Source organism: Listeria swaminathanii, from assembly GCF_014229645.1.
GTDB classification, from domain to species: Bacteria; Bacillota; Bacilli; order Lactobacillales; family Listeriaceae; genus Listeria; species Listeria swaminathanii.
The window spans coordinates 250,196-270,062 of record NZ_JAATOD010000001.1; the positions used below are offsets into that span (position 1 = coordinate 250,196).

19 protein-coding genes, 1 pseudogene and 1 CRISPR repeat array are annotated in these 19,867 nt (G+C 39.0%); of the genes and pseudogenes, 17 read left to right on the forward strand and 3 right to left on the reverse strand.

Going from position 1 to position 19,867, the window contains the following annotated elements; translation table 11 throughout:
* The first annotated feature begins 26 nt into the window (after nt 1–26).
* The 9 genes from HCX62_RS01210 to HCX62_RS01250 all read left to right on the forward strand — a co-directional run bounded on the left by HCX62_RS01210 (nt 27) and on the right by HCX62_RS01250 (nt 7,142).
* Nucleotides 27–587, forward strand: coding sequence for a TetR/AcrR family transcriptional regulator (locus tag HCX62_RS01210; RefSeq protein ID WP_008946902.1), 561 nt, complete (start codon nt 27–29; stop codon nt 585–587).
* A gap of 109 nt (nt 588–696) precedes the next feature.
* Complete coding sequence (locus HCX62_RS01215; protein ID WP_185503093.1) at nt 697–2,397, forward strand: oleate hydratase; 1,701 nt, start codon at nt 697–699, stop codon at nt 2,395–2,397.
* A gap of 150 nt (nt 2,398–2,547) precedes the next feature.
* Nucleotides 2,548–3,651, forward strand: a complete 1,104-nt coding sequence (rlmN, locus tag HCX62_RS01220; RefSeq protein WP_185636729.1) for a dual-specificity RNA methyltransferase RlmN — start codon at nt 2,548–2,550, stop codon at nt 3,649–3,651.
* Nucleotides 3,652–3,740: 89 nt separating this feature from the next.
* On the forward strand, nt 3,741–4,220 hold the full coding sequence (locus tag HCX62_RS01225; protein WP_185636730.1) for a GyrI-like domain-containing protein: 480 nt from the start codon (nt 3,741–3,743) through the stop codon (nt 4,218–4,220).
* Nucleotides 4,221–4,254: 34 nt separating this feature from the next.
* Nucleotides 4,255–4,824, forward strand: a complete 570-nt coding sequence (locus tag HCX62_RS01230; RefSeq protein WP_185636731.1) for a VanZ family protein — start codon at nt 4,255–4,257, stop codon at nt 4,822–4,824.
* A 132-nt stretch (nt 4,825–4,956) separates the two neighbouring features.
* Entirely contained in the window at nt 4,957–5,322 is a 366-nt protein-coding gene (gene isdG / locus HCX62_RS01235; RefSeq protein ID WP_185504464.1) for a heme oxygenase IsdG, read from the forward strand.
* 189 nt (nt 5,323–5,511) lie between these two features.
* Nucleotides 5,512–6,087 (forward strand): nitroreductase family protein, encoded by a 576-nt coding sequence (locus HCX62_RS01240; protein ID WP_185636732.1) that lies wholly within the window; start codon nt 5,512–5,514, stop codon nt 6,085–6,087.
* A gap of 64 nt (nt 6,088–6,151) precedes the next feature.
* Nucleotides 6,152–6,322 carry a 50S ribosomal protein L32 gene (rpmF, locus tag HCX62_RS01245; RefSeq protein ID WP_003718584.1) on the forward strand — a complete coding sequence of 57 codons (171 nt, stop codon included), beginning with the start codon at nt 6,152–6,154 and terminating at the stop codon, nt 6,320–6,322.
* Nucleotides 6,323–6,413: 91 nt separating this feature from the next.
* Complete coding sequence (locus HCX62_RS01250; RefSeq protein ID WP_185636733.1) at nt 6,414–7,142, forward strand: NUDIX domain-containing protein; 729 nt, start codon at nt 6,414–6,416, stop codon at nt 7,140–7,142.
* 32 nt (nt 7,143–7,174) lie between these two features.
* Here HCX62_RS01250 and HCX62_RS01255 read toward each other — a convergent pair whose 3' ends face one another.
* The gene (locus HCX62_RS01255; RefSeq protein WP_185480685.1) at nt 7,175–8,068 is read right to left on the reverse strand and encodes a LysR family transcriptional regulator; all 894 of its coding nucleotides are present in this window, start codon (nt 8,066–8,068) and stop codon (nt 7,175–7,177) included.
* A gap of 197 nt (nt 8,069–8,265) precedes the next feature.
* Between HCX62_RS01255 and HCX62_RS01260 the strand changes: the two genes are divergently transcribed.
* The 3 genes from HCX62_RS01260 to aroD all read left to right on the forward strand — a co-directional run bounded on the left by HCX62_RS01260 (nt 8,266) and on the right by aroD (nt 12,059).
* A complete protein-coding gene (locus tag HCX62_RS01260) occupies nt 8,266–10,260 on the forward strand; it encodes an NAD(P)/FAD-dependent oxidoreductase (protein ID WP_185506688.1) in 1,995 nt (664 codons plus the stop codon).
* Between the two features lie 99 nt (nt 10,261–10,359).
* Nucleotides 10,360–11,235 carry a shikimate dehydrogenase gene (locus HCX62_RS01265; RefSeq protein WP_185636734.1) on the forward strand — a complete coding sequence of 292 codons (876 nt, stop codon included), beginning with the start codon at nt 10,360–10,362 and terminating at the stop codon, nt 11,233–11,235.
* Between the two features lie 65 nt (nt 11,236–11,300).
* On the forward strand, nt 11,301–12,059 hold the full coding sequence (aroD, locus tag HCX62_RS01270) for a type I 3-dehydroquinate dehydratase (RefSeq protein WP_185636735.1): 759 nt from the start codon (nt 11,301–11,303) through the stop codon (nt 12,057–12,059).
* 68 nt (nt 12,060–12,127) lie between these two features.
* Here the strand turns inward: aroD and HCX62_RS01275 are convergent, their stop codons facing one another.
* Complete coding sequence (locus HCX62_RS01275) at nt 12,128–13,036, reverse strand: LysR family transcriptional regulator (protein ID WP_185636736.1); 909 nt, start codon at nt 13,034–13,036, stop codon at nt 12,128–12,130.
* Nucleotides 13,037–13,110: 74 nt separating this feature from the next.
* Nucleotides 13,111–14,871, reverse strand: coding sequence for a CocE/NonD family hydrolase (locus HCX62_RS01280; protein WP_185636737.1), 1,761 nt, complete (start codon nt 14,869–14,871; stop codon nt 13,111–13,113).
* Between the two features lie 191 nt (nt 14,872–15,062).
* On the opposite strand from HCX62_RS01280, the gene HCX62_RS01285 reads away from it, so the two are divergent.
* From HCX62_RS01285 to HCX62_RS01305, 5 genes and pseudogenes are all read left to right on the forward strand, one after another.
* On the forward strand, nt 15,063–15,656 hold the full coding sequence (locus HCX62_RS01285) for an SGNH/GDSL hydrolase family protein (protein WP_185636738.1): 594 nt from the start codon (nt 15,063–15,065) through the stop codon (nt 15,654–15,656).
* Between the two features lie 185 nt (nt 15,657–15,841).
* Nucleotides 15,842–16,799, forward strand: a pseudogene (locus tag HCX62_RS01290) (DMT family transporter).
* Between the two features lie 64 nt (nt 16,800–16,863).
* Nucleotides 16,864–17,088, forward strand: a complete 225-nt coding sequence (locus tag HCX62_RS01295; RefSeq protein ID WP_003721282.1) for a DUF896 domain-containing protein — start codon at nt 16,864–16,866, stop codon at nt 17,086–17,088.
* A 141-nt stretch (nt 17,089–17,229) separates the two neighbouring features.
* Entirely contained in the window at nt 17,230–18,165 is a 936-nt protein-coding gene (locus HCX62_RS01300) for a ribose-phosphate diphosphokinase (RefSeq protein WP_185506692.1), read from the forward strand.
* A 244-nt stretch (nt 18,166–18,409) separates the two neighbouring features.
* Nucleotides 18,410–19,089: a CRISPR direct-repeat array (repeat unit 29 nt; unit sequence GTTTTAGATACTTATTGTGAAATGTAAAT).
* A 195-nt stretch (nt 19,090–19,284) separates the two neighbouring features.
* Nucleotides 19,285–19,863 (forward strand): hypothetical protein, encoded by a 579-nt coding sequence (locus HCX62_RS01305; protein ID WP_185636740.1) that lies wholly within the window; start codon nt 19,285–19,287, stop codon nt 19,861–19,863.
* Nucleotides 19,864–19,867: the final 4 nt, after the last annotated feature.

Genomic DNA, 19,867 nt, shown 5'->3' on the forward strand with positions numbered 1-19,867 from the left:
CAAACAAACGAAACGAGGCGAACGCCATGGCGGAATCACTCATTACTAAAAAAGCGATTGCTGGTGGGCTGATGGAGCTTTGTCAGCATAAGCGGTTTGAAAAGATTAGTATTGCGGATATTACGAATATTTGTGGGCTCAATCGGCAAACTTTTTACTATCATTTTACAGATAAATACGATTTGCTTACTTGGACCTATGAAAATGACTTTTTCCATTGTTTGGCAGACGGGATTACGCTTGGAAATTGGGATAAACATGTGCTGAAAATGCTGGAATCGATTAAAGAAAATGCTGATTTCTATAAAAATACGGTTTCCGCGGATGCGAGTATTCTTTCTTTTTGCTTTTCAAAACTCACGAATTCGCTGTTTATGGATTTGTTTGAGAAAATTGATACGAATGCGACTGTGAATGAGGCGGACCGGGTTTTCTATGCGGAATTCTTTTCTTACGGATGCTCGGGTGTATTGATTAAATGGATTACACGCGGTTTCAAAGAAGCGCCAGAAACAATCGCGAATCAGCTATTTCGACTTGCGAAGGATACGGAGTTTTTGGCAAACAGCATGTACCGCGAAAACTAGACAATATCGCCAATTTGTCTAAAAACCAGACATAAAGGTTCTTTTGCCCAGATTAAATGCGCGCGAGGAGAGGTATACTATCTGTATCAAGAAATTGGAGGAGATAGTGATGAAAAATAAAAAACGTACGCTAGTCGCTCTAACTGGGGCTGCAATTGGGACAGGTATTGCCGCAAAGAAAATTTCTGAACAAAAGGCTGCTGAAAAAGAACGGGCAGTAGATGAAGCTATTAAAGCGCGCTATTATGGCGATAAACAAGTGTATTTCGTTGGTGGCGGGATTGCTAGTTTGGCGGGGGCTGTTTACTTAATTCGCGATGCTAATTTTGATGGGAAAAATATTCATATTATTGAAGGTATGCACATTTTAGGCGGAAGTAACGACGGAGCGGGAAGCGTGGAAAATGGTTTTGTTTGCCGCGGTGGTCGGATGTTGAACGAAGAAACTTATGAAAATTTCTGGGATTTATTTAGCAGCATTCCGTCGCTTGATATGCCGAACTTTAGTGTGACGGAAGAAATTTTGAACTTTGACCACTTACACCCAACCCATGCGCAAGCGAGATTAGTTGATAAAGATCGCAATATCCTCGATGCGCATTCGATGGGATTTAATAATAACGACCGGATGTTGATGACGAAATTGCTCGCTACTCCGGAAGAAAAACTTGATAATTTAACAATCCGTGATTGGTTTGATGAACACTTTTTCGAAACGAATTTTTGGTATATGTGGCAAACCACTTTTGCTTTCCAAAAATGGAGCAGTTTATTCGAATTTAGACGTTATATGAACCGAATGATGTTAGAATTTAGCCGGATTGATACGCTAGAAGGGGTAACGAGAACGCCGCTTAACCAATACGAAAGCTTGATTTTACCTTTGAAAACATTTTTAGATAAACACCATGTTGATTTTACGATTAATCAAACGGTGGAAGATATTGATTTTAAAGATGCGCCTGGAATTACTGCGACAGCACTTCATTTATCGGATGGATCAACTATCGAACTTGGCCCGGACGATGACGTGATTATGACGAATGCATGTATGACGGATAGTGCGACACTCGGCGATATGAATACGCCAGCACCAAAACCAGAAGAAAAACCAATTTCCGGTGAGCTTTGGTATAAAGTCGCGCAAAAGAAACCAAATCTAGGTAATCCAGAGCCATTCTTCGGTCATGAAGAAGAAACAAACTGGCAAAGTTTCACCGTCACTTGTCATGGGGATGAATTATTAAAACGCATCGAACGTTTCACTGGAAATATTCCGGGAAGTGGCGCGCTTATGACTTTCAAAGATTCCAATTGGCTAATGAGTACCGTTGTTGCCGCACAACCCCATTTTAAAGCGCAAGATGCGAATACTACGATTTTCTGGGGTTACGGATTATATCCAGACCGCGTTGGTGATTTCGTTAAAAAACCAATGAAAGAATGCACCGGGGAAGAAATTTTATATGAATTAATGTGTCATTTGAACTGGCAAGACGATTTTGAAGAAATTAAAGCGGATATAATCAATGTAATTCCGTGCTACATGCCATATATTGATGCGCAATTCGAACCACGGGCAATGAGTGATCGTCCGGCCGTTGTTCCAGAAGGTAGTACAAACTTCGCGATGATTAGCCAATTTGTGGAAATTCCGAAAGATATGGTTTTCACTGAAGAATATTCCGTTCGCGCCGCTAGAATCGCCGTGTATACGTTGCTTGATATTGACAAAAAAATCTGCCCAGTAACACCACATAATCGTGATCCAAAAGTGCTAGCGAAAGCAACACAAACCATGTTTAGATAAAGTGAAAAAGTAGCTATTTGTGACAGAATAGCTACTTTTTTTGCGCCGGGCAGGACAAACGACTGATATTTGCGAAATAGCATTGCTTGTGAACCATAAAACAGCTATAATCTTTATAGACGAAAACAAGACCTGAAAAGAGGCTGAACAATGGAAAAAAGCTCCATTTATGGATTAACATGGACAAATTTAACAGAATGGCTAGAGGCACACGGTCAAAAGAAATTCCGCGCGACACAAGTGTGGGACTGGCTTTATAGAAAACGTGTCAAAACTTTTGAAGAAATGAGTAACGTTCCAAAAGAAACAATTGAACTTTTAACAGCGAATTTTGTGATGAACACTTTAGAAGAACAAGTGGTGCAAGAATCTGCAGACGGCACAACGAAATATTTATTCAAGCTGAGTGACGGTAACTTAATCGAAACCGTAATGATGAAGCAAGAATATGGCTTGTCGGTTTGTGTAACGACCCAAGTTGGCTGTAATATCGGCTGTACTTTTTGTGCGAGTGGGCTTTTGAAAAAAAGTCGCGACTTAACTGCTGGCGAAATCGTGGAACAAATTATGAATGTACAGCATTATTTGGATGGACGTAATTTGGAAGAACGCGTGAGTCACGTTGTTGTAATGGGAATCGGGGAACCGTTTGATAATTACGATAATGTGATGGACTTCTTGCGTGTGATTAACCACGACAAAGGCTTGGCAATCGGCGCGCGTCATATCACTGTTTCAACAAGTGGACTAGCACCGCGCATTATTGATTTTGCCAATGAAGATTTCCAAGTAAACTTAGCGATTTCCTTACATGCGCCAAACAATGAACTGCGGACGAGCATTATGCGTATTAACAAAACTTATTCGATTGAGAAATTGATGGAAGCGATCCATTATTACGTTGATAAAACTAACCGCCGAATCACTTTTGAATACATTATGTTAAAAGGTGTAAATGACCATAAAAAAGAAGCGCTCGAACTTGCGGCACTTCTTGGTGAACATCGCCATTTAGCATATGTTAACTTAATTCCTTACAACCCGGTGGATGAGCATATTGATTATGAACGCAGTACAAAAGAAGACGTGCTTGCTTTCTATGATACGCTTAAGAAAAACGGCATTAATTGCGTTATCCGTCGTGAACATGGGACAGATATTGATGCCGCGTGTGGGCAACTTCGTAGTAAACAAATCAAACGAGTTGGCGTGCGCGAACGGATGAAACAAAAACAAGCAGCAGCGGAAGAATAATAATTCAAACTATCTGGTTTCCATTTGGAGATTGGATAGTTTTTGTTTATACTTAAGTTACCTAAAGCAATTGAAGGAGGACAAAAATCATGGAAGTAGAAATTGTCGAACGAAATGCTTTTACAGCCGTCGGGAAAAAACGAACTTTTTCGGTTGAAAATAACGCTCAAAAAGAAAAAATTAGCCAATTTTGGCAAGAAGCAAATGCAAATGGCGACGCGGAACGAATCAACGAGCTAGCTGAATTCGCAACAATTGACGGTATTTTAGGCGTTTGCCAAATGAACGGCGACCAAATGGACTATTATATCGCGATTGAATCCGAACTCACTCCACCCGCAGACATGGAAAAACTAACCATCCCAGCAAGTAAATGGGCCATCTTCAAATCTGTTGGCCCACTACCAAGCTCCATTCAAAAAGTCTGGGAATACATTTACAGCGAATGGTTCCAAACAAGCAACTATACGCACGGGAACGCTCCAGAATTAGAAGTATACACAGAAGGCGATACGACTGCTGCTGATTATTATTCGGAAGTTTGGATTTCGGTGGTTGAAAAGGACTAACAAAATCTCATCATGAAATGCAAAGGCGGAGCTAATGACAACCATTCCTATCTCAATTCCAATGACATTAATAGTTATATGTATTTTTGAGCTAGTATATTTCGGTATTAAAAAATGTATTGTTAAATCATCATTTAATAAAAATGAGACTTTAATCAATGTTGTTTTTGTAGCTTATTTAGCTGTATTGGTAGAAGTTGTGCTGCTACCATTTAACATAGTAAGTTCAAATACAATCAGAGAAACATTTCCTTTTGAAGCGTATTTGCAAGTCATTCCTTTCAAGTCAATAAGCTTCTATATTAGCCATATGACAAATTATCATATTATGATTCAATTCTTTGGCAACGTTTTATTATTAGCGCCATTAGCCATTTATATGAACATAAACAGAAGTATATCCGCATTAAAAAATTTAATTTTAGCTCTATGTCTTTCATTCTTCATTGAATTATCGCAAGGCTTACTAAACTTGATTTTTCAATACCCAAACAATGTTTCGGATATAGATGATCTAATTTTAAACGTAATCGGATATATGTGTGCTTTACTTTTAGTTCCTTGGTTCAAAACGATATTCAAACCAAAGAACAAATTTCATTGATTGTGAAATTTGTTCTTTTTAAATCCCACTATAAACCCATTCCCTAAAATTGACATTGAGAATCATTATCAATATAATGGAAGGAACTAGCCTATTATACATACAATACAATTATCCAAGGGGGATTTAAGAATGATTATTGTAACTAATACGATTAAGGTAGAAAAAGGCGCAGCAGAGCACGTTATCCGTCAGTTCACAGGCGCAAATGGCGACGGACACCCAACAAAAGATATTGCAGAAGTAGAAGGTTTCCTAGGCTTCGAACTATGGCATAGCAAACCAGAAGACAAAGACTATGAAGAAGTAGTCGTAACAAGCAAATGGGAAAGCGAAGAAGCCCAACGCAATTGGGTGAAAAGCGATTCCTTCAAAAAAGCGCATGGTAGAACTAAAGACACTAGAGAACAAAGAGAAGATCGTAAAGGTATCGTAGGGAATGCGATTGCTCGTTTTGAAGTGGTTCATGTGCAAAATCCTGTGAGTGTTGAAAAATAAAAAAAGTGAGTGAACAAGTCGTTTAGAAGTAGATGGCTTGTTTTTTGCTTTCAGAAGAGTGTCGTAACTTTTTGCTTTAAAATAAATACAGTGGTTTCCATCCCAAAAGCCCCTTTACTAGCAACCCACAATCCAATCATGCTATAATCCTCTAAATGATAACGTTTATCATTTAAGGGGGAATTAAACATGATCGAAAAAACAATTATGGAACGTCGCAGCATTAAAAAAGCGAATGACGCGCCAATTTCAAGAGAAACAGTGAACACTATTTTAGAGCAAGCAGCCTTTGCGCCTTTTCATAGCAAAGTAGAGCCGTGGAATGTTTATGTACTGCACACTCTTGCTGAAAAAGAACGTTACATCGAGAAAATTATCGCTTTCAATGAGCGCGAACAAGGGGTTAGTTTTTCCGAAGCAGAGATTGCGGATTTAAAAGCGGGCTATGCGAAGAAAATTATTACGCCGCCGTACTTGCTCATTGTGACGACGAATATTATCGGTCACGGGAAAAAGGATTTCGAATCAATCGGAGCAACTAGTGCGTTTATCCAAAATATCCAATTGCTTGGCTGGGAAGCGGGGATTGGGATGATTTGGCGGACGAATCGGTTTATTTTTGATGCGAAGTTTGCGGATGATTTAGGTATTCCTGCTGAGCAAAAAATTGTCGGGACTTTGCATTTAAGTAGTTTAGCTGATGTTCCTGAGGCAAAAACGCGTCGTCCTTTGAATGATTGGGTGAAGGATTTGGCGGATTTGTAAGATTGATGTTTCGGGTGATTAGCGTTACAATGAAACAAGTGTAAGAAATAAGGAGGCGAGCAAGATGGCAGTTCCAGCTAGACGTACGTCCAAAGCGAAGAAAAACAAGCGCCGTACGCATAAAGGCTTAACAGCACCAGGTTTGAGTCGCGATAGTGAAACAGGCGAATACCGTATGTCACACCGCATCTCACCAGACGGCACTTATAAAGGTCGCACAATTATCGAAAAATAAGAGGATTTGTTCCAGCGATTGGAACAAATTCTTTTTTTTATGATACTATAATGGAAAGAGCTAAATACACAAAAAGGAGTCTGATTTTAACATGACAGAAGAATTTGTGAACAAAGAAGATGCACTAAAAAATTATAATGCCAAAGAATTTCGTACACCTGATGGCTACACGAGTGATATGATTTTGACTACAGTAAAAGAGTTGAACGGGAAACCAACATTACATATTTTATTAATTAAACGAAGCAGTACAAATGCGGAAGGTAGACCGAATATCGAAGGCGGAAAATGGGCGGTTCCGGGCGGATTTGTGGATGAAAATGAATCTGCGGACCAAGCGGCTGAGCGTGAACTAGAAGAGGAAACAAGTTTGACAAATATTCCGCTGATTCCTTTTGGTGTATTTGATAAACCGGGGCGTGATCCGCGTGGTTGGATTATTTCGCGGGCGTTTTATGCGATTGTGCCACCAGAAGCTTTGGAAAAACGTGCGGCTGGGGATGATGCGGTGGATATCGGACTTTTCCCAATGACGGAAGCACTGGAACTACCTCTTGCTTTTGACCATTTAGATATGCTCAAAAAAGCATTTAGTGCGATTACAGAAGAATTTTTACTGACGACCGCGATTCGCGATTTCTTGCCGGAAACTTTCTCAGCAGAGCTACTTTACCAAACGCTAGATGGTTGTACGAATCCGGGGATTTTGCCGGATGAAGTAGAATTTATGGAGAATATCAAGTATTTACCGTATTTAGAAAAAGTTGGCGATTTGTACCGATTTAATGCAGATGCCGAAGCGGGAAGTATTTACTTTTAAACGAAAAAGGAGCCAGCTATTTGGCTCTTTTTTTATAGGAAATGTTTTTCGCCATAGCGTAATGCGAAGTCTTTAAAAGCCTTGGATGCTGGCGAAATATAGTGGTTTTTTAAGCTGGCTAGATAGATGAAACGGTCATGTTTTGGTTCATTGATGGACAATACTTTGACGTTATAATGTGATAATGACGAGATTTTGGGCATAATCGAAATGCCGTAATCCACGCTCACAAGGCCAACCATCGCGGTATCTTCCTCGACATAACAGCCGATTTTTGGTTGGATATTTATTTCAGCAAAAAGCGAATCAATGAGCGGTCTAAGGCCACTCGTGTCAGAAAAGAAAATGTACGAATAATCGGCAGTGTCTTTTAAATCAATCGAATCATATTTAGCAAGTGGATGGTTTTCAGAAACAACAACGACTAACTCTTGTTTGGTTAATGGTAAAAATTCAATATCGGGTTCATTTTCGACGTAGGAGCAAATCGCTAGGTCGAATTTTTCATTTTTTAAGTCGGGAATAATCGATTTTGTCGCTCCTTGAAAAAAGGAAAATGTGATGTCTTTATGGCTTTCGACTTTGGTGAAATTTTGGACGAGTTCGGGAACCGTGTGCGCGCCCATTGTGTAAATAAAGCCTAAATCAATATTTCCATGAGAAGGACTAGTTAATTCATGTAACAGTTTTTCGCCTTTTTCTAGTTCGGCAAGTGATTTTTCTACATAGGTTAAATAGAAGCGACCGTATTTTGTTAAACGGATGTTGCGGCCTTGTTTTTCGAATAAATAGACGCCAAGTTCGCGCTCAAGTTCTGCGATAGAGTGGCTTAGGCTAGGCTGGGTAATGGAGAGTTCGGCGGCTGCAATCGTGTAATGCTCTCGCTCGGCTAATTTTTTAAAATAGTATAGTTGACGCAAGTTCATCGGTTAACCTCCTCGAAATGCCTTGATAACTCTATTGTAAGCGATTGTATAGAAAAAATCTATGGATAAATCGAAAAATATACATTAGATTAATAATTATTCCTGACTTATAATTAAAGGGAATTAAGATTGTGCATTATTGAACGTGAATAATGTAACAAATCATTTGCTGAGATTATAGTCGCAGGAGGCTTATTATGACAGATTATCCGAGTATTTTTGAACCACTAACTGTAAAACGAATGACGATTAAAAACCGTGTGATTATGCCACCAATGGGGACGAACCTAGCTGGATTAAATGGCGAATTTTTAGAAGAACATATGAATTACTACGAACAACGCGCAAAAGGTGGCACAGGTCTGATTACTATTGAAAACGCTTGTGTAGATTTTCCTTATGGTACAAACGGAACGACCCAACTTCGAATTGACAATGACCAGTATATTCCTGGATTTTACAAATTAACAGAACGTCTTCATAAACACGGAACTTGTGTATCTATCCAAATCAACCACGCCGGGGCATCTGCTTATCCAGCACGTTTGAATGGACTTCAACCAGTTTCCGCGTCAGATATTCCATCTAAAAAAGGTGGCACTGTACCGCGTCCACTTACTGTCGAAGAAATTTATGAAATCGTCAATAAATACGGCGATGCAGCGAGACGCGCCCAACAAGCTGGCTTTGATGCAGTCGAAATTCACGGCGGACACTCATACTTGCTATGCCAATTCTTATCGCCACTTTACAACAAACGGACAGACGAATTTGGTGGAACGCCTGAAAATCGCGCCCGTATCGTCAAACTGATTTTGGAAAAAGTGCGCGCAGAAGTTGGTCCATTTTTCCCAATCGTGCTGCGTTTTAGTGCAGATGAATTTACAGAAGGCGGCAACCACTTAGAAGATATTTTGGAACTGTTAGATTATTGCCAAGAAGAAGCGGATATTTTGAATGTATCAGCGGCAATTAACGATAATTTATACTTGCAAATTGACCAAATGAACTTGGAAGATGGCTGGAGAAGCTACCTTGCAAAAGCGGTGAAGGATAAATTTAACAAACCAACGATTACTTCGGGGAATATCCGTAGTCCAAAAGCAGCAGAGAAAATTTTGTCAGAAGGATACGCTGATTTACTTGCGATGGGACGCGGCTTAATTGCTGAGCCTAACTGGGTGAACAAAGTGGCAACTGGTCAAGAAGACATGCTTCGAAAATGTATTTCTTGTAATATCGGTTGCGCGGATCACCGGATTTCGAAGTCGAAACCGATTCGCTGTACTGTAAATCCAGATATTATTCATGAAGATAAATACAAAGAAACAAAAGTAACTCGTCCGACCAATGTTGTCGTAATTGGCGGCGGAACTGCAGGACTTGAAGCAGCTTGTACGGCGGCCGAAGTTGGCTGTAATACAACGCTAATTGAAGCAAGTGAACAAACTGGTGGCTTGGCGCGAGCAATTGCCAACCTTCCAGATAAAAGTAGAATTGCCGATTTCCCTAATTATTTAGCGAACCGAGCAGAAAAATTAACCAATTTGAAAGTTATTACAGGCACTAAAGCTGATACTGCGCTTATTGATACATTTAATCCTGATGTGGTAGTAAATGCCACAGGATCCAAACCATTACTTCCACCAATTAAAGGTTTGCTTGACGTGATTGACAAAGAAGGCAGTAAAGTTCATTCGATTTTCGGACTTATTTCGAATATCGATGACTTTACCGAATTTAGTAACAAAAAAGTAGCAGTTATCGGCGGTGGTGCAGTTGGACTTGATGTTGTCGAGTACTTCTCAGAACGTGGCTCGGATGTTACAATTGTAGAAATGATGCCAATCCTTGGTAAAGACTTGGATATGATTACGCGACTTTCGATGATGGATATTATCGAGAAAAACCACGTCGATGTGCAAACAGAAACCGCATTAACCGAAGTTGCAGCCGATCATTTCAAAGTGAAACATGACGGAGTAGACGCCGAGATTCCATTTGATTACGGCTTTGTCTGCCTAGGAATGCGACCAGAACGCCCACTTATGGAAGAACTTGCGGCTTACGGCAAAGAAAAACAAATTGAAATCGTAAATATTGGCGATAGCGCAGCGACAAGAAAAATCTTGGAAGGCGTTCGCGAAGGAAGAAATATTTTAACGACATTAGAAAAAATTGGCTCTTTGTAATCCGAACTGGCAAGGCGGACTCCGCTTTGCCACATTCGCTCTTTATATAAGTTCATATTTTCACAAATAAACCTTAATTTGGAAAGGAACGATGTTATTATGACAAGTAAAATCACGGAAAGAATTACAGGACACACAGAATTAATCGGTTTAATCGCCACTCCAATCAGACACAGTTTATCACCAACCATGCATAACGAAGCTTTTGCAAAATTGGGACTTGATTATGTATACCTTGCTTTTGAAGTTGGGGACAAAGAACTGAAAGACGTTGTACAAGGATTCCGCGCAATGAACTTACGTGGCTGGAACGTTTCCATGCCAAACAAAACAAACATTCATAAATACTTAGATAAACTTTCTCCAGCAGCTGAACTTGTTGGTGCGGTCAATACAGTTGTTAATGATGACGGCGTGTTAACTGGGCACATTACAGACGGAACTGGTTACATGCGAGCTTTAAAAGAAGCTGGACATGACATTGTCGGCAAAAAAATGACGATTTGTGGCGCTGGTGGTGCGGCAACAGCTATCTGCATCCAAGCTGCTCTTGATGGCGTGAAAGAAATCTCGATTTTTAACAGAAAAGACGATTTTTACGCGAATGCAGAAAAAACAGTTGAGAAAATCAACTCGAAAACAGATTGTACAGCACGATTATTTGATATCGAAGAACACGATCAATTGCGTAAAGAAATCGCTGAAAGTGTTATTTTCACGAATGCGACTGGCGTTGGAATGAAACCTTTCGAAGGCGAAACACTTTTACCAAGTGCAGATATGCTTCGTCCAGAATTAATCGTTTCGGATGTTGTCTACAAACCAACCAAAACAAGATTGCTTGAAATCGCCGAAGAACAAGGCTGTCAAACACTTAACGGCTTAGGAATGATGCTTTGGCAAGGTGCGAAAGCTTTCGAAATTTGGACACACAAAGAAATGCCAGTAGATTACATTAAAGAAATCCTATTTTAAAAACTTGCAAAAGAACAAGGTTATCGCTAATCTTAAAACATAATATCGAATGAGGAGAATTATACATGAATAAAGTAGTCGTAAAGAATGTTACGTTTGGTGAAGGTGCGCCAAAAATTTGTGTACCAATGGTCGGTAAAACGGTTGCTGCTCTTAAAGAAGAAGCAGAAATGTTAAAAACAATCGATTTGGACGTTGTCGAATGGCGCGTTGACTTTTATGAAGACGTGAAAGACTTAGCTAAAGTGGAAGCTGCACTTAGCGAAATTCGCGCAATTTTACCAGAAACACCGATTTTATTCACTTTCCGCAGTGCAAAAGAGGGCGGCGAATTAGCTGTTAGTGACGAATTTTATTTTGAATTAAATGAAACACTAGCTGGAACTGGCAAAATTGATTTAGTTGACGTGGAACTTTTCAATGAAGAAGCGGACGTTTTACGCTTAATTGAAACAGCTCACAAGAACAATGTAAAAGTAGTGATGTCGAACCATGATTTTGATAAAACACCTGCGAAAGAAGAAATCGTTTCTCGTTTAACTCGCATGGAAGCACTTGGCGCGGATCTTCCGAAAATCGCCGTAATGCCGAAATCTGCTGCGGACGTACTAACTTTATTAGATGCAACAAATACCGTATCTGAAAAAGCGAGCCAACCAATCATTACGATGTCAATGGCGGGAACTGGTGTCATTAGCCGTCTTGCTGGCGAAGTATTTGGCTCAGCAATGACATTTGGCGCTGCGAAAAAAGCATCAGCTCCTGGGCAAATTGATGTTAATGAGTTACGTCATGTCCTTGATTTATTGCACAAACAATTTTAATAAATACTAAAAAAGTAGCAAGTTTCTTTTCATCAAAGAAACTTGCTACTTTTTTTATCTAGAATGAATTATTTTGTTAATAGACTACTTTTTATAAACGAAAATAATTCTTGAAGCAGTGTATTTTCGCTCTGTTTATTAATGGCTGCGACAATATTCTGGTCATTCCGTTCTTCTTGAATATCCATAATTTTAATATTGTACTTATCTTCTAATGTTCCATCATTCATGCCGGAATACAAAAAGGCTAATCCTTCTCCAACAGATGTCATTGCTAGTCCTTCATCCAGATCTTTTACATACGAATTCGCTTTTAAATTAAAACCATGTTTAGTACATTGACTAACAACATAGTCTACAATGATGGGAGACTGTTTTCTTTCGAGCAAAATAACTATTTCTTGCTTCAAATCATTAAAATATACTTTTTTCTTTTTCCGGAATCGATGGTCCGCGGGTATAGCAATTTGCAAATGATTTTTTATAAATAATACTTCTTCTATAGACTTGTTCGGCTGGAAATAAGCGGATAAATTAAAAACTAAATCATATTGCCCATTAGAAAGACCTTCAGCTAAATTCATTGGCGTATCCGGTTTTAATGAGAATTGAACATGTGGATGACTTTGCTTGAATGATTCGAGCAGCTCATACATTGCGTTCATATTAAAATTCGAGAGATAACCAATCTTTAATAATTGTCCAGCTTCATCTGCTGTTTTTTGATTATCAAACATATGGGATAGCTTGTTGACTCGGTTTAAAATATCATTTACTTCTATTAAAAATTGTTGACCTGCACTTGATAACTCCAGCGAATGACGATTCCTAATAAACAGTTCTACACCTAATTCTGTTTCTAATTCTTTTATTCGTCTACTAAGGGTAGGCTGTGAAATAAATAATTTTTCAGATGCTCGGGTAAAACTTCCTTCCATAGCCACATCAACAAAGTATTTCAAATTGGATAACTTCATAATTGCTCCATTCAATGAAAGATTGTAAATAGTAGCTTTAGTATAAAGTTATTAGACTCCATTGACAAGTTTTTCTATTTGTTGATTATTGGTAGCTGAATATAGGATGGGTGCTCTTTACTCGTATGAAGGATATGCATACCTTTATTATTAGGTGTGCATCCGGGTGTTCCTGGCATTACTGAGCCAAGTTCATCTTTGCTACTCACGACTACTCTGAGTGTTTCACCTGCTTTATAAGTTAGACCAATGGGACTCAAAATAATGTCTAGTTCTACAATTTCTCCGGAAGAGAGTTTTTCTACTTTGTCAAAGCTATAAGCAGGAATTTCATCTGTTGAAACTTGAGAATCTAGTTGTCGCATGGATGCGCGAAGTCTTCCCCAAGCGCCTTTATAGCGTAAAGCAGATGCCCCTTCTTGTGTGAAATCCTGAAGTGCGGCCCCGTGATTTGGCACGACAAATTCACTTAGTACGTTGCCGAATTTATCTAGCTTTTGAAGCCAAACAAAAACATCCAAGTCATCGTATCCATCTACTTCCATAAATAATTTTGCTTTTGGATAACCAACAAAATGCGTTTCTTTGTCAAAAGTCATTTGGAACGATGCTCTACCTGGCAAGTTTTCAGTAGTATAGGAGACTTTAAAATCATCTGAAGTAGGTGTTTCTTGTAAAGTGCGTAATAGGCCATTCATATAATAACGTTTGTTTTCACTATTGGTAGGTGGAAAAACTTCGGATGGTAAGTCAGTTTGATTGCCACCTTGAAAGTCAATTAATGCATAGCGCACAGTTGGTGTATCTGTCCAATTATTTTTCTTGCCAAGTAAATAATAATCAAAAAAGCGTCGCAATTCTTTTACGTTATTTTCGTCATAGTAATATGGCCATTCTTGGCGATCGTGAATACGAAGCCATTTTTCTTTTGAGCCGAGTGAACGCCAAGAACGAAATGTACCCATTGTGTGAAGCGTATTAGAATAACTCGCAATAACAAAAGCTGGTATTGTAATTTTACTTGGATCTGCAACTTTGTCTTTCCAAATAGCACTATCAGCTAAAGGATATGCTTCCATTTCCTTTGTTAAATCTTCTCTTTGAGAATTTTTAGCACTGACATGGTTGATTTGCAAACGTTCAATAAAATTAGGATCTGGAATGCCACCAATAAAAGCTAAGTCACGATAACCATCTGCTAATCCTTCAGTAGGATTGATACATGTTAGGTGAGGGGGCTGCTCAGCTGCAATATACCACTGGGAAAAAGCTAAATAAGATGTTCCTGTTAGAGCTGTTTTTCCATTACTCCAAGATTGCTTAGCTAACCATTCAATTAAATCATAACCATCTTCAGCTTCTTGAGAGCCAATCATCGTAGTATTACCTTCACTATGAGCAATGCCACGCATGTCAGGATTACAGACAGCGTATCCATGTGCGCACCAGTATGCTGGATCAGGTGCTTCAAATTTGGTAAGACCAGAATTCCAGGCATTCCCCATTCCTAGCATATTAAATAGATTTTTGTATCGAGGAGCTGTTCCAGCGCTTTTTCCATAAGGGCTCCAAGCGATAAGAGTAGGAACTTTTTCTTCTGTTATTGGTAAATAAATATCGGTATAAATGGTTATACCGTCACGCATCTTAACTGGTACATCTTTTAACATTTTAATGGAACAATCCAGTGGTTTGAAACCATCAGCAATTTGTTGTCCTTTTTCTAAAATGATTTCTTTTGTTTCGAAAGGACTTAGCACTCCATGCTCGATGCCATTATCCACGTATTCAAAAGAAGGGCTGAAAAGCATTTTTTCTGTTATTTTTGCAGTCATATAAATTACCTCCGATTATTTTTTTAATAAGTTTTAACACTTTTAAGTATAGGTAGTATCGCGAGGTCTGTACAATTGTAATTTTGGATAATCTCTCCTAAAAAAATAAGCTATGCAAAAAATGAATACAACTAAATTGAAGTTTTTTTGTTATAATAAGGCATCAGGAATTTTAAAGGAGACGGAACTAAATGAAGAAGTTGCTTTTTTTAGGTGATAGTGTGACAGATGCGGGGCGCGATTTTGAAAATGACCGCGAATTAGGACATGGTTATGTGAAAATGATTGCAGAACAGCTTGAGAAAGAAGATGTAACGGTTATAAATCGTGGTGTTAGTGCGAACCGGGTAGCGGATTTGCATCGTCGTATTGAGGCAGATGCAATTTCACTTCAACCAGATGTAGTTACGATTATGATTGGGATAAATGATACGTGGTTTAGTTTTAGCAGATGGGAAGATACTTCGGTGACGGCGTTTAAAGAAGTGTATCGTGTGATTTTGAATCGGATTAAAACAGAAACAAATGCGGAACTGATTTTGATGGAGCCGTTTGTATTACCATATCCGGAAGATCGGAAAGAGTGGCGTGGTGATTTGGATCCAAAAATTGGAGCTGTGCGCGAACTTGCGGCAGAATTTGATGCAACGCTTATTCCGCTTGATGGGCTAATGAACGCGCTCGCTATCAAACATGGGCCGACCTTTTTAGCTGAGGACGGGGTGCACCCGACCAAAGAAGGACATGAAGCAATTGCCTCTACTTGGTTAGAATTTACAAAATAACGCTTTACAGAAAAAATTATCCATGCTATAGTTGGGTCTATGCGATGAGCCTACAAGCAGTGACTTAAGTATCACTGCCCCATTTTCCGCGTTATAGCTTTGTGGAAGGCTGCGGAAGATGACGCTATGAAATGCCCCTTAAAGTAATTTAAGGGGCATTTTTCTATAAAAAAGGAGTGTTTGTTTTGCAGAAAGAGAAAGCACCGATAGGACTTTATTTTTTATTAATTGCAGTGATGGCGAGTTGGGGTTTTAACGTCACGATGACGAAAGTGTTAGTTAGCTATTTTCCGACTGTTACGATGACATCTTTTCGGATTTTTACCGCAGCTATAACCGTTATTATTATTTTATTTATCACAAAAACATTACGTCTGCCTACAAAACGGGAATTTGGTTTAATTTTACTCGCGAGTATTTTTAATATTGTTATTCATCATTTTTTCTTGTCGAACGGGTTGAAGCTAACGACTGGGACGAATGCAGGACTTATTCTTGGTTCTGCGCCGACGGTGGTAGCGATTTTTTCTGTGGTTTTTCTCCGTGAACGAATTGGAGCATGGCGTGCGCTCGGCTTTGTAGCAGGGATTTTTGGCGTGAGTTTGGTTGTTCTTTCTAATGGGACGGGGATAAGCGGGATTTCACTGGGAGATATCGACATCTTTATCGCGATGGCTTCTCAGGCATTTAGTTTTATTATTATTAAAAAGCTCGCTGGATCAATGGACACGGGGCTGATGACGGGATACATGTTATTTCTTGGTTCGGTAATGTTGTTTGGTTTAAGTCGCTTCATGGAGCCGGGTGGCATGTCAGAATTAGTGGCAGTTCATTCATGGAAATTGTGGCTCTTGTTTGTTGTATCAGCAGTAGTTGCGACAGCCTTTGGTAATTTTGTTTATAACTTTGCGGTCGGGAAAATTGGCCCATCGCGCTCCGCCATTTTTATGAATTTCAATCCGTTATTTTCATTAATTGGCGCGTTGCTTTTCCTTGGTGAAGCAATTAGAATCCCACAGCTAGTTGGGTTCGTTTTTATCATTATTGGCGTCCTGCTTGGCTCGGGGGCATTAATGGACCTTATATACGAACGCAAAAAAAAGAAGAATACGCGACCCAGAAAAGAAGTTTGACTTTTATTGACCTTTATATTATAATTTGGTTAGTTACTTATTAAAAGTAACTTTAAAATGATAGGAGGGATAGCATGAAATTGTTATTAAAAAATATTAATGAACTTGCTGCAAAACAAAAAAGTGAAGGATTAACTGCTTTTGAAAAAGAAAGACAAGCTGCCCTTCGTCAAGAATACTTGAAAAAAATCAGAGGGACAGTCCAAGATAATTTACATCATGTAACGATTATTGATCCACTTGGCGACGACGTAACTCCCAAAAAACTAAAAGAAATTCAAGCCGAATTAAGAGGCTGACATAAATAAAAAAGGTTGAAAGAGCGCTGATTGCTTTTTCAACCTTTTTTGATTTGTGAAACATTTTAGCTAGTAGACAATGCCTAGACAGTTCTATATAATAATAAGGAGAAGAAATCAGTACGGCGGAAGGAGATAGCAATGGCAGGCAAAATGAAACTTTTTTCTGTGACGAGTGAGAGACCACTTGCGACAAAAATTGCAGATTATCTAGATATACCTTTATGTGAGGTGGAGCTCCAAAAGTTCAGTGATGGAGAAGTGAAAATTAATATTGAGGAAAGTATCCGCGGAACGAACGCGTATGTAGTTCAATCGATGAACTCAAACGTCAACGAACGCCTAATGGAACTTTTAATTATGGTAGATGCCTTAAAACGCGCTTCCGTTCACTCAATCAATATAATTATGCCTTATTATGGCTATGCTCGTCAGGACAGAAAAGCACGCTCAAGAGAACCAATTACCGCCAAATTAATGGCCAATCTAATTCAAAGAGCTGGAGCAGACCGTTTAATCACAGTCGATTTACACGCAGCTCAAATTCAAGGCTTTTTCAACATTCCAATCGATCATCTTTCAGCAATTCCGCTAATTGGTGATTATTTGATAGAAAATTACGGAGAAAAAGACGTGGTAGTTGTCGCGCCGGATCACAGTGGCGTAGTTCGCGCACGCAGAATCGCGGACCGACTAAACGCGCCAATCGCCATTTTAAACCGTAAACCAAGACCACATGAAGACGAAATTATGAGTGTCATTGGCGATGTGAAAGGCAAAGTCGCAATCGTTGTCGATGATATTATCGATACCGGCGTCCGTGCTACCACTTCAGCTGATATTTTATTAGAAAAAGGTGCCGTAGAAGTCATCGCTTGCGCAACCCACTCCGTCATGGCCGGAAACGCAACCGAACGTTTACAAAATTCAAGTATCAAAGAAATCATCACATCCGACTCTATCGACCTTCCAGAAGATAAACAATTCGACAAACTAACAACCATTTCTATCGGCCGTATTTTAGGACGAGCAATCGAAGGCGTTCAAGAAAATCGCTCGTTGCATCCGTTGTTTTAAGGGATAAATCAGAAAACAGTAACTCTTAGGGTTGCTGTTTTTTTGCGTTTGGTTATCTGTCGACCTTGGGTAGCGTGAAAAAGGCTGGGGATCGACAGAAAGATGGGAATGATTGGGGTGAGGGGAGTTTGGTGGTTTTTGGTTTTGAAAACCATGTAGAGAAGGATGGATTTTCGTTGGTTTTTAGTCGGTCGACAGAAATAGGCTTTTGAGGTAAGATGGGAGTAAGAAGAAAAGTTAGCGGGTTTTAGATACTTAGTGTGAAATGTAAATTACGGGTTGGGATAAAAGAATGGATCCGGAAAATTGTTTTAGATACTTAGTGTGAAATGTAAATATATGAAACAGTACATCCATTGAATTCGCAATTCCGTTTTAGATACTTATTGTGAAATGTAAATCTCGGTCGTAAAAGAACTTTTTTTGCTCTTCTTTGTTTTAGATACTTATTGTGAAATGTAAATGAAAAAAACGGCGGTTCTGTAAGCGTTTGGGTGGATGTTTTAGATACTTATTGTGAAATGTAAATGTCGGAAACATTAACCCTTCCGGAAAAGGTATGAACGTTTTAGATACTTATTGTGAAATGTAAATGAAATTCCTTCGATAAAGTCGCATTCGTACACATTTTGTTTTAGATACTTATTGTGAAATGTAAATATGCCAATAAACTCACCATATTTCTTGATGTGTTCACAGTTTTAGATACTTATTGTGAAATGTAAATGATGAATACCAAGCGGTTAGTAGAAGGATTGCAGCTGAGTTTTAGTTACTTAATGTGAAATGTAAATAGATTGATTCGTTGCGATAGCATAAGAATCTTGTGGTTTTAGATACTTAATGTGAAATGTAAATTTCGATGGCTATAACGCACGTATGCATAAAGGCGAAAGTTTTAGATACTTATCGTGAAATGTAAATCATTTCCAATGCCTACACAAAAAAGCCAACCAACAGGATTTAGGCTTATTTTTTATCCTCCCACGTTAACAATTCCGCAACAAACACACCAAAAAACCCCCAATTTCCTCCGAACCTCCAACTACACCACACGCCCAACATATGCTAAACTCAAAGAGAAAGCCAAAACCACATACATAAAAGGAGGATTTAAAATTGAAAAAGACCCTAATCCCAATACTACTCCTAACAATTATCCTGGCAAGCTGCTCCTCTCCAAGCGAAAAAGTAACAAAAGACACTAAAATCTCCAAAACCATCACCATCCGAGCAGATTACAATATCCCGAAAAATATGAAAGAACTAGCAAATAACAGCAATAACATAGTCAAAGTAAAGCTGCTGCAAAATAAAGACATTGGCAAAGAAAGCAACACAATTAGCGAAGTAGAGATCTTAGCTTCCTACAAAGGCGACCTAGAAAAAGGCGATAAAATAGATATTTCAGAACCATGGTACTTAAGCTCGGGCAAATACGTCGCTGTCGAAAACTACATTGCACTAGAAAAAGAGCAAACATACACCATGTTCCTCGGCGAAACAGACAAAGACATCCATCCCATTACCAGCATGGGTTACGGCAAATTCAGCGAAAATCAAAAAGAAGCCCAATCCGTCCTCGCTGATTTTAATACACTCGGGGAAGTACAAAAATACGATTTTATCTCAGAAAATCTGGATGATGTAGAAAAATATCAAGCAATCAAGCAGCAAGTTTTACAAAAATATAAATGAAAAG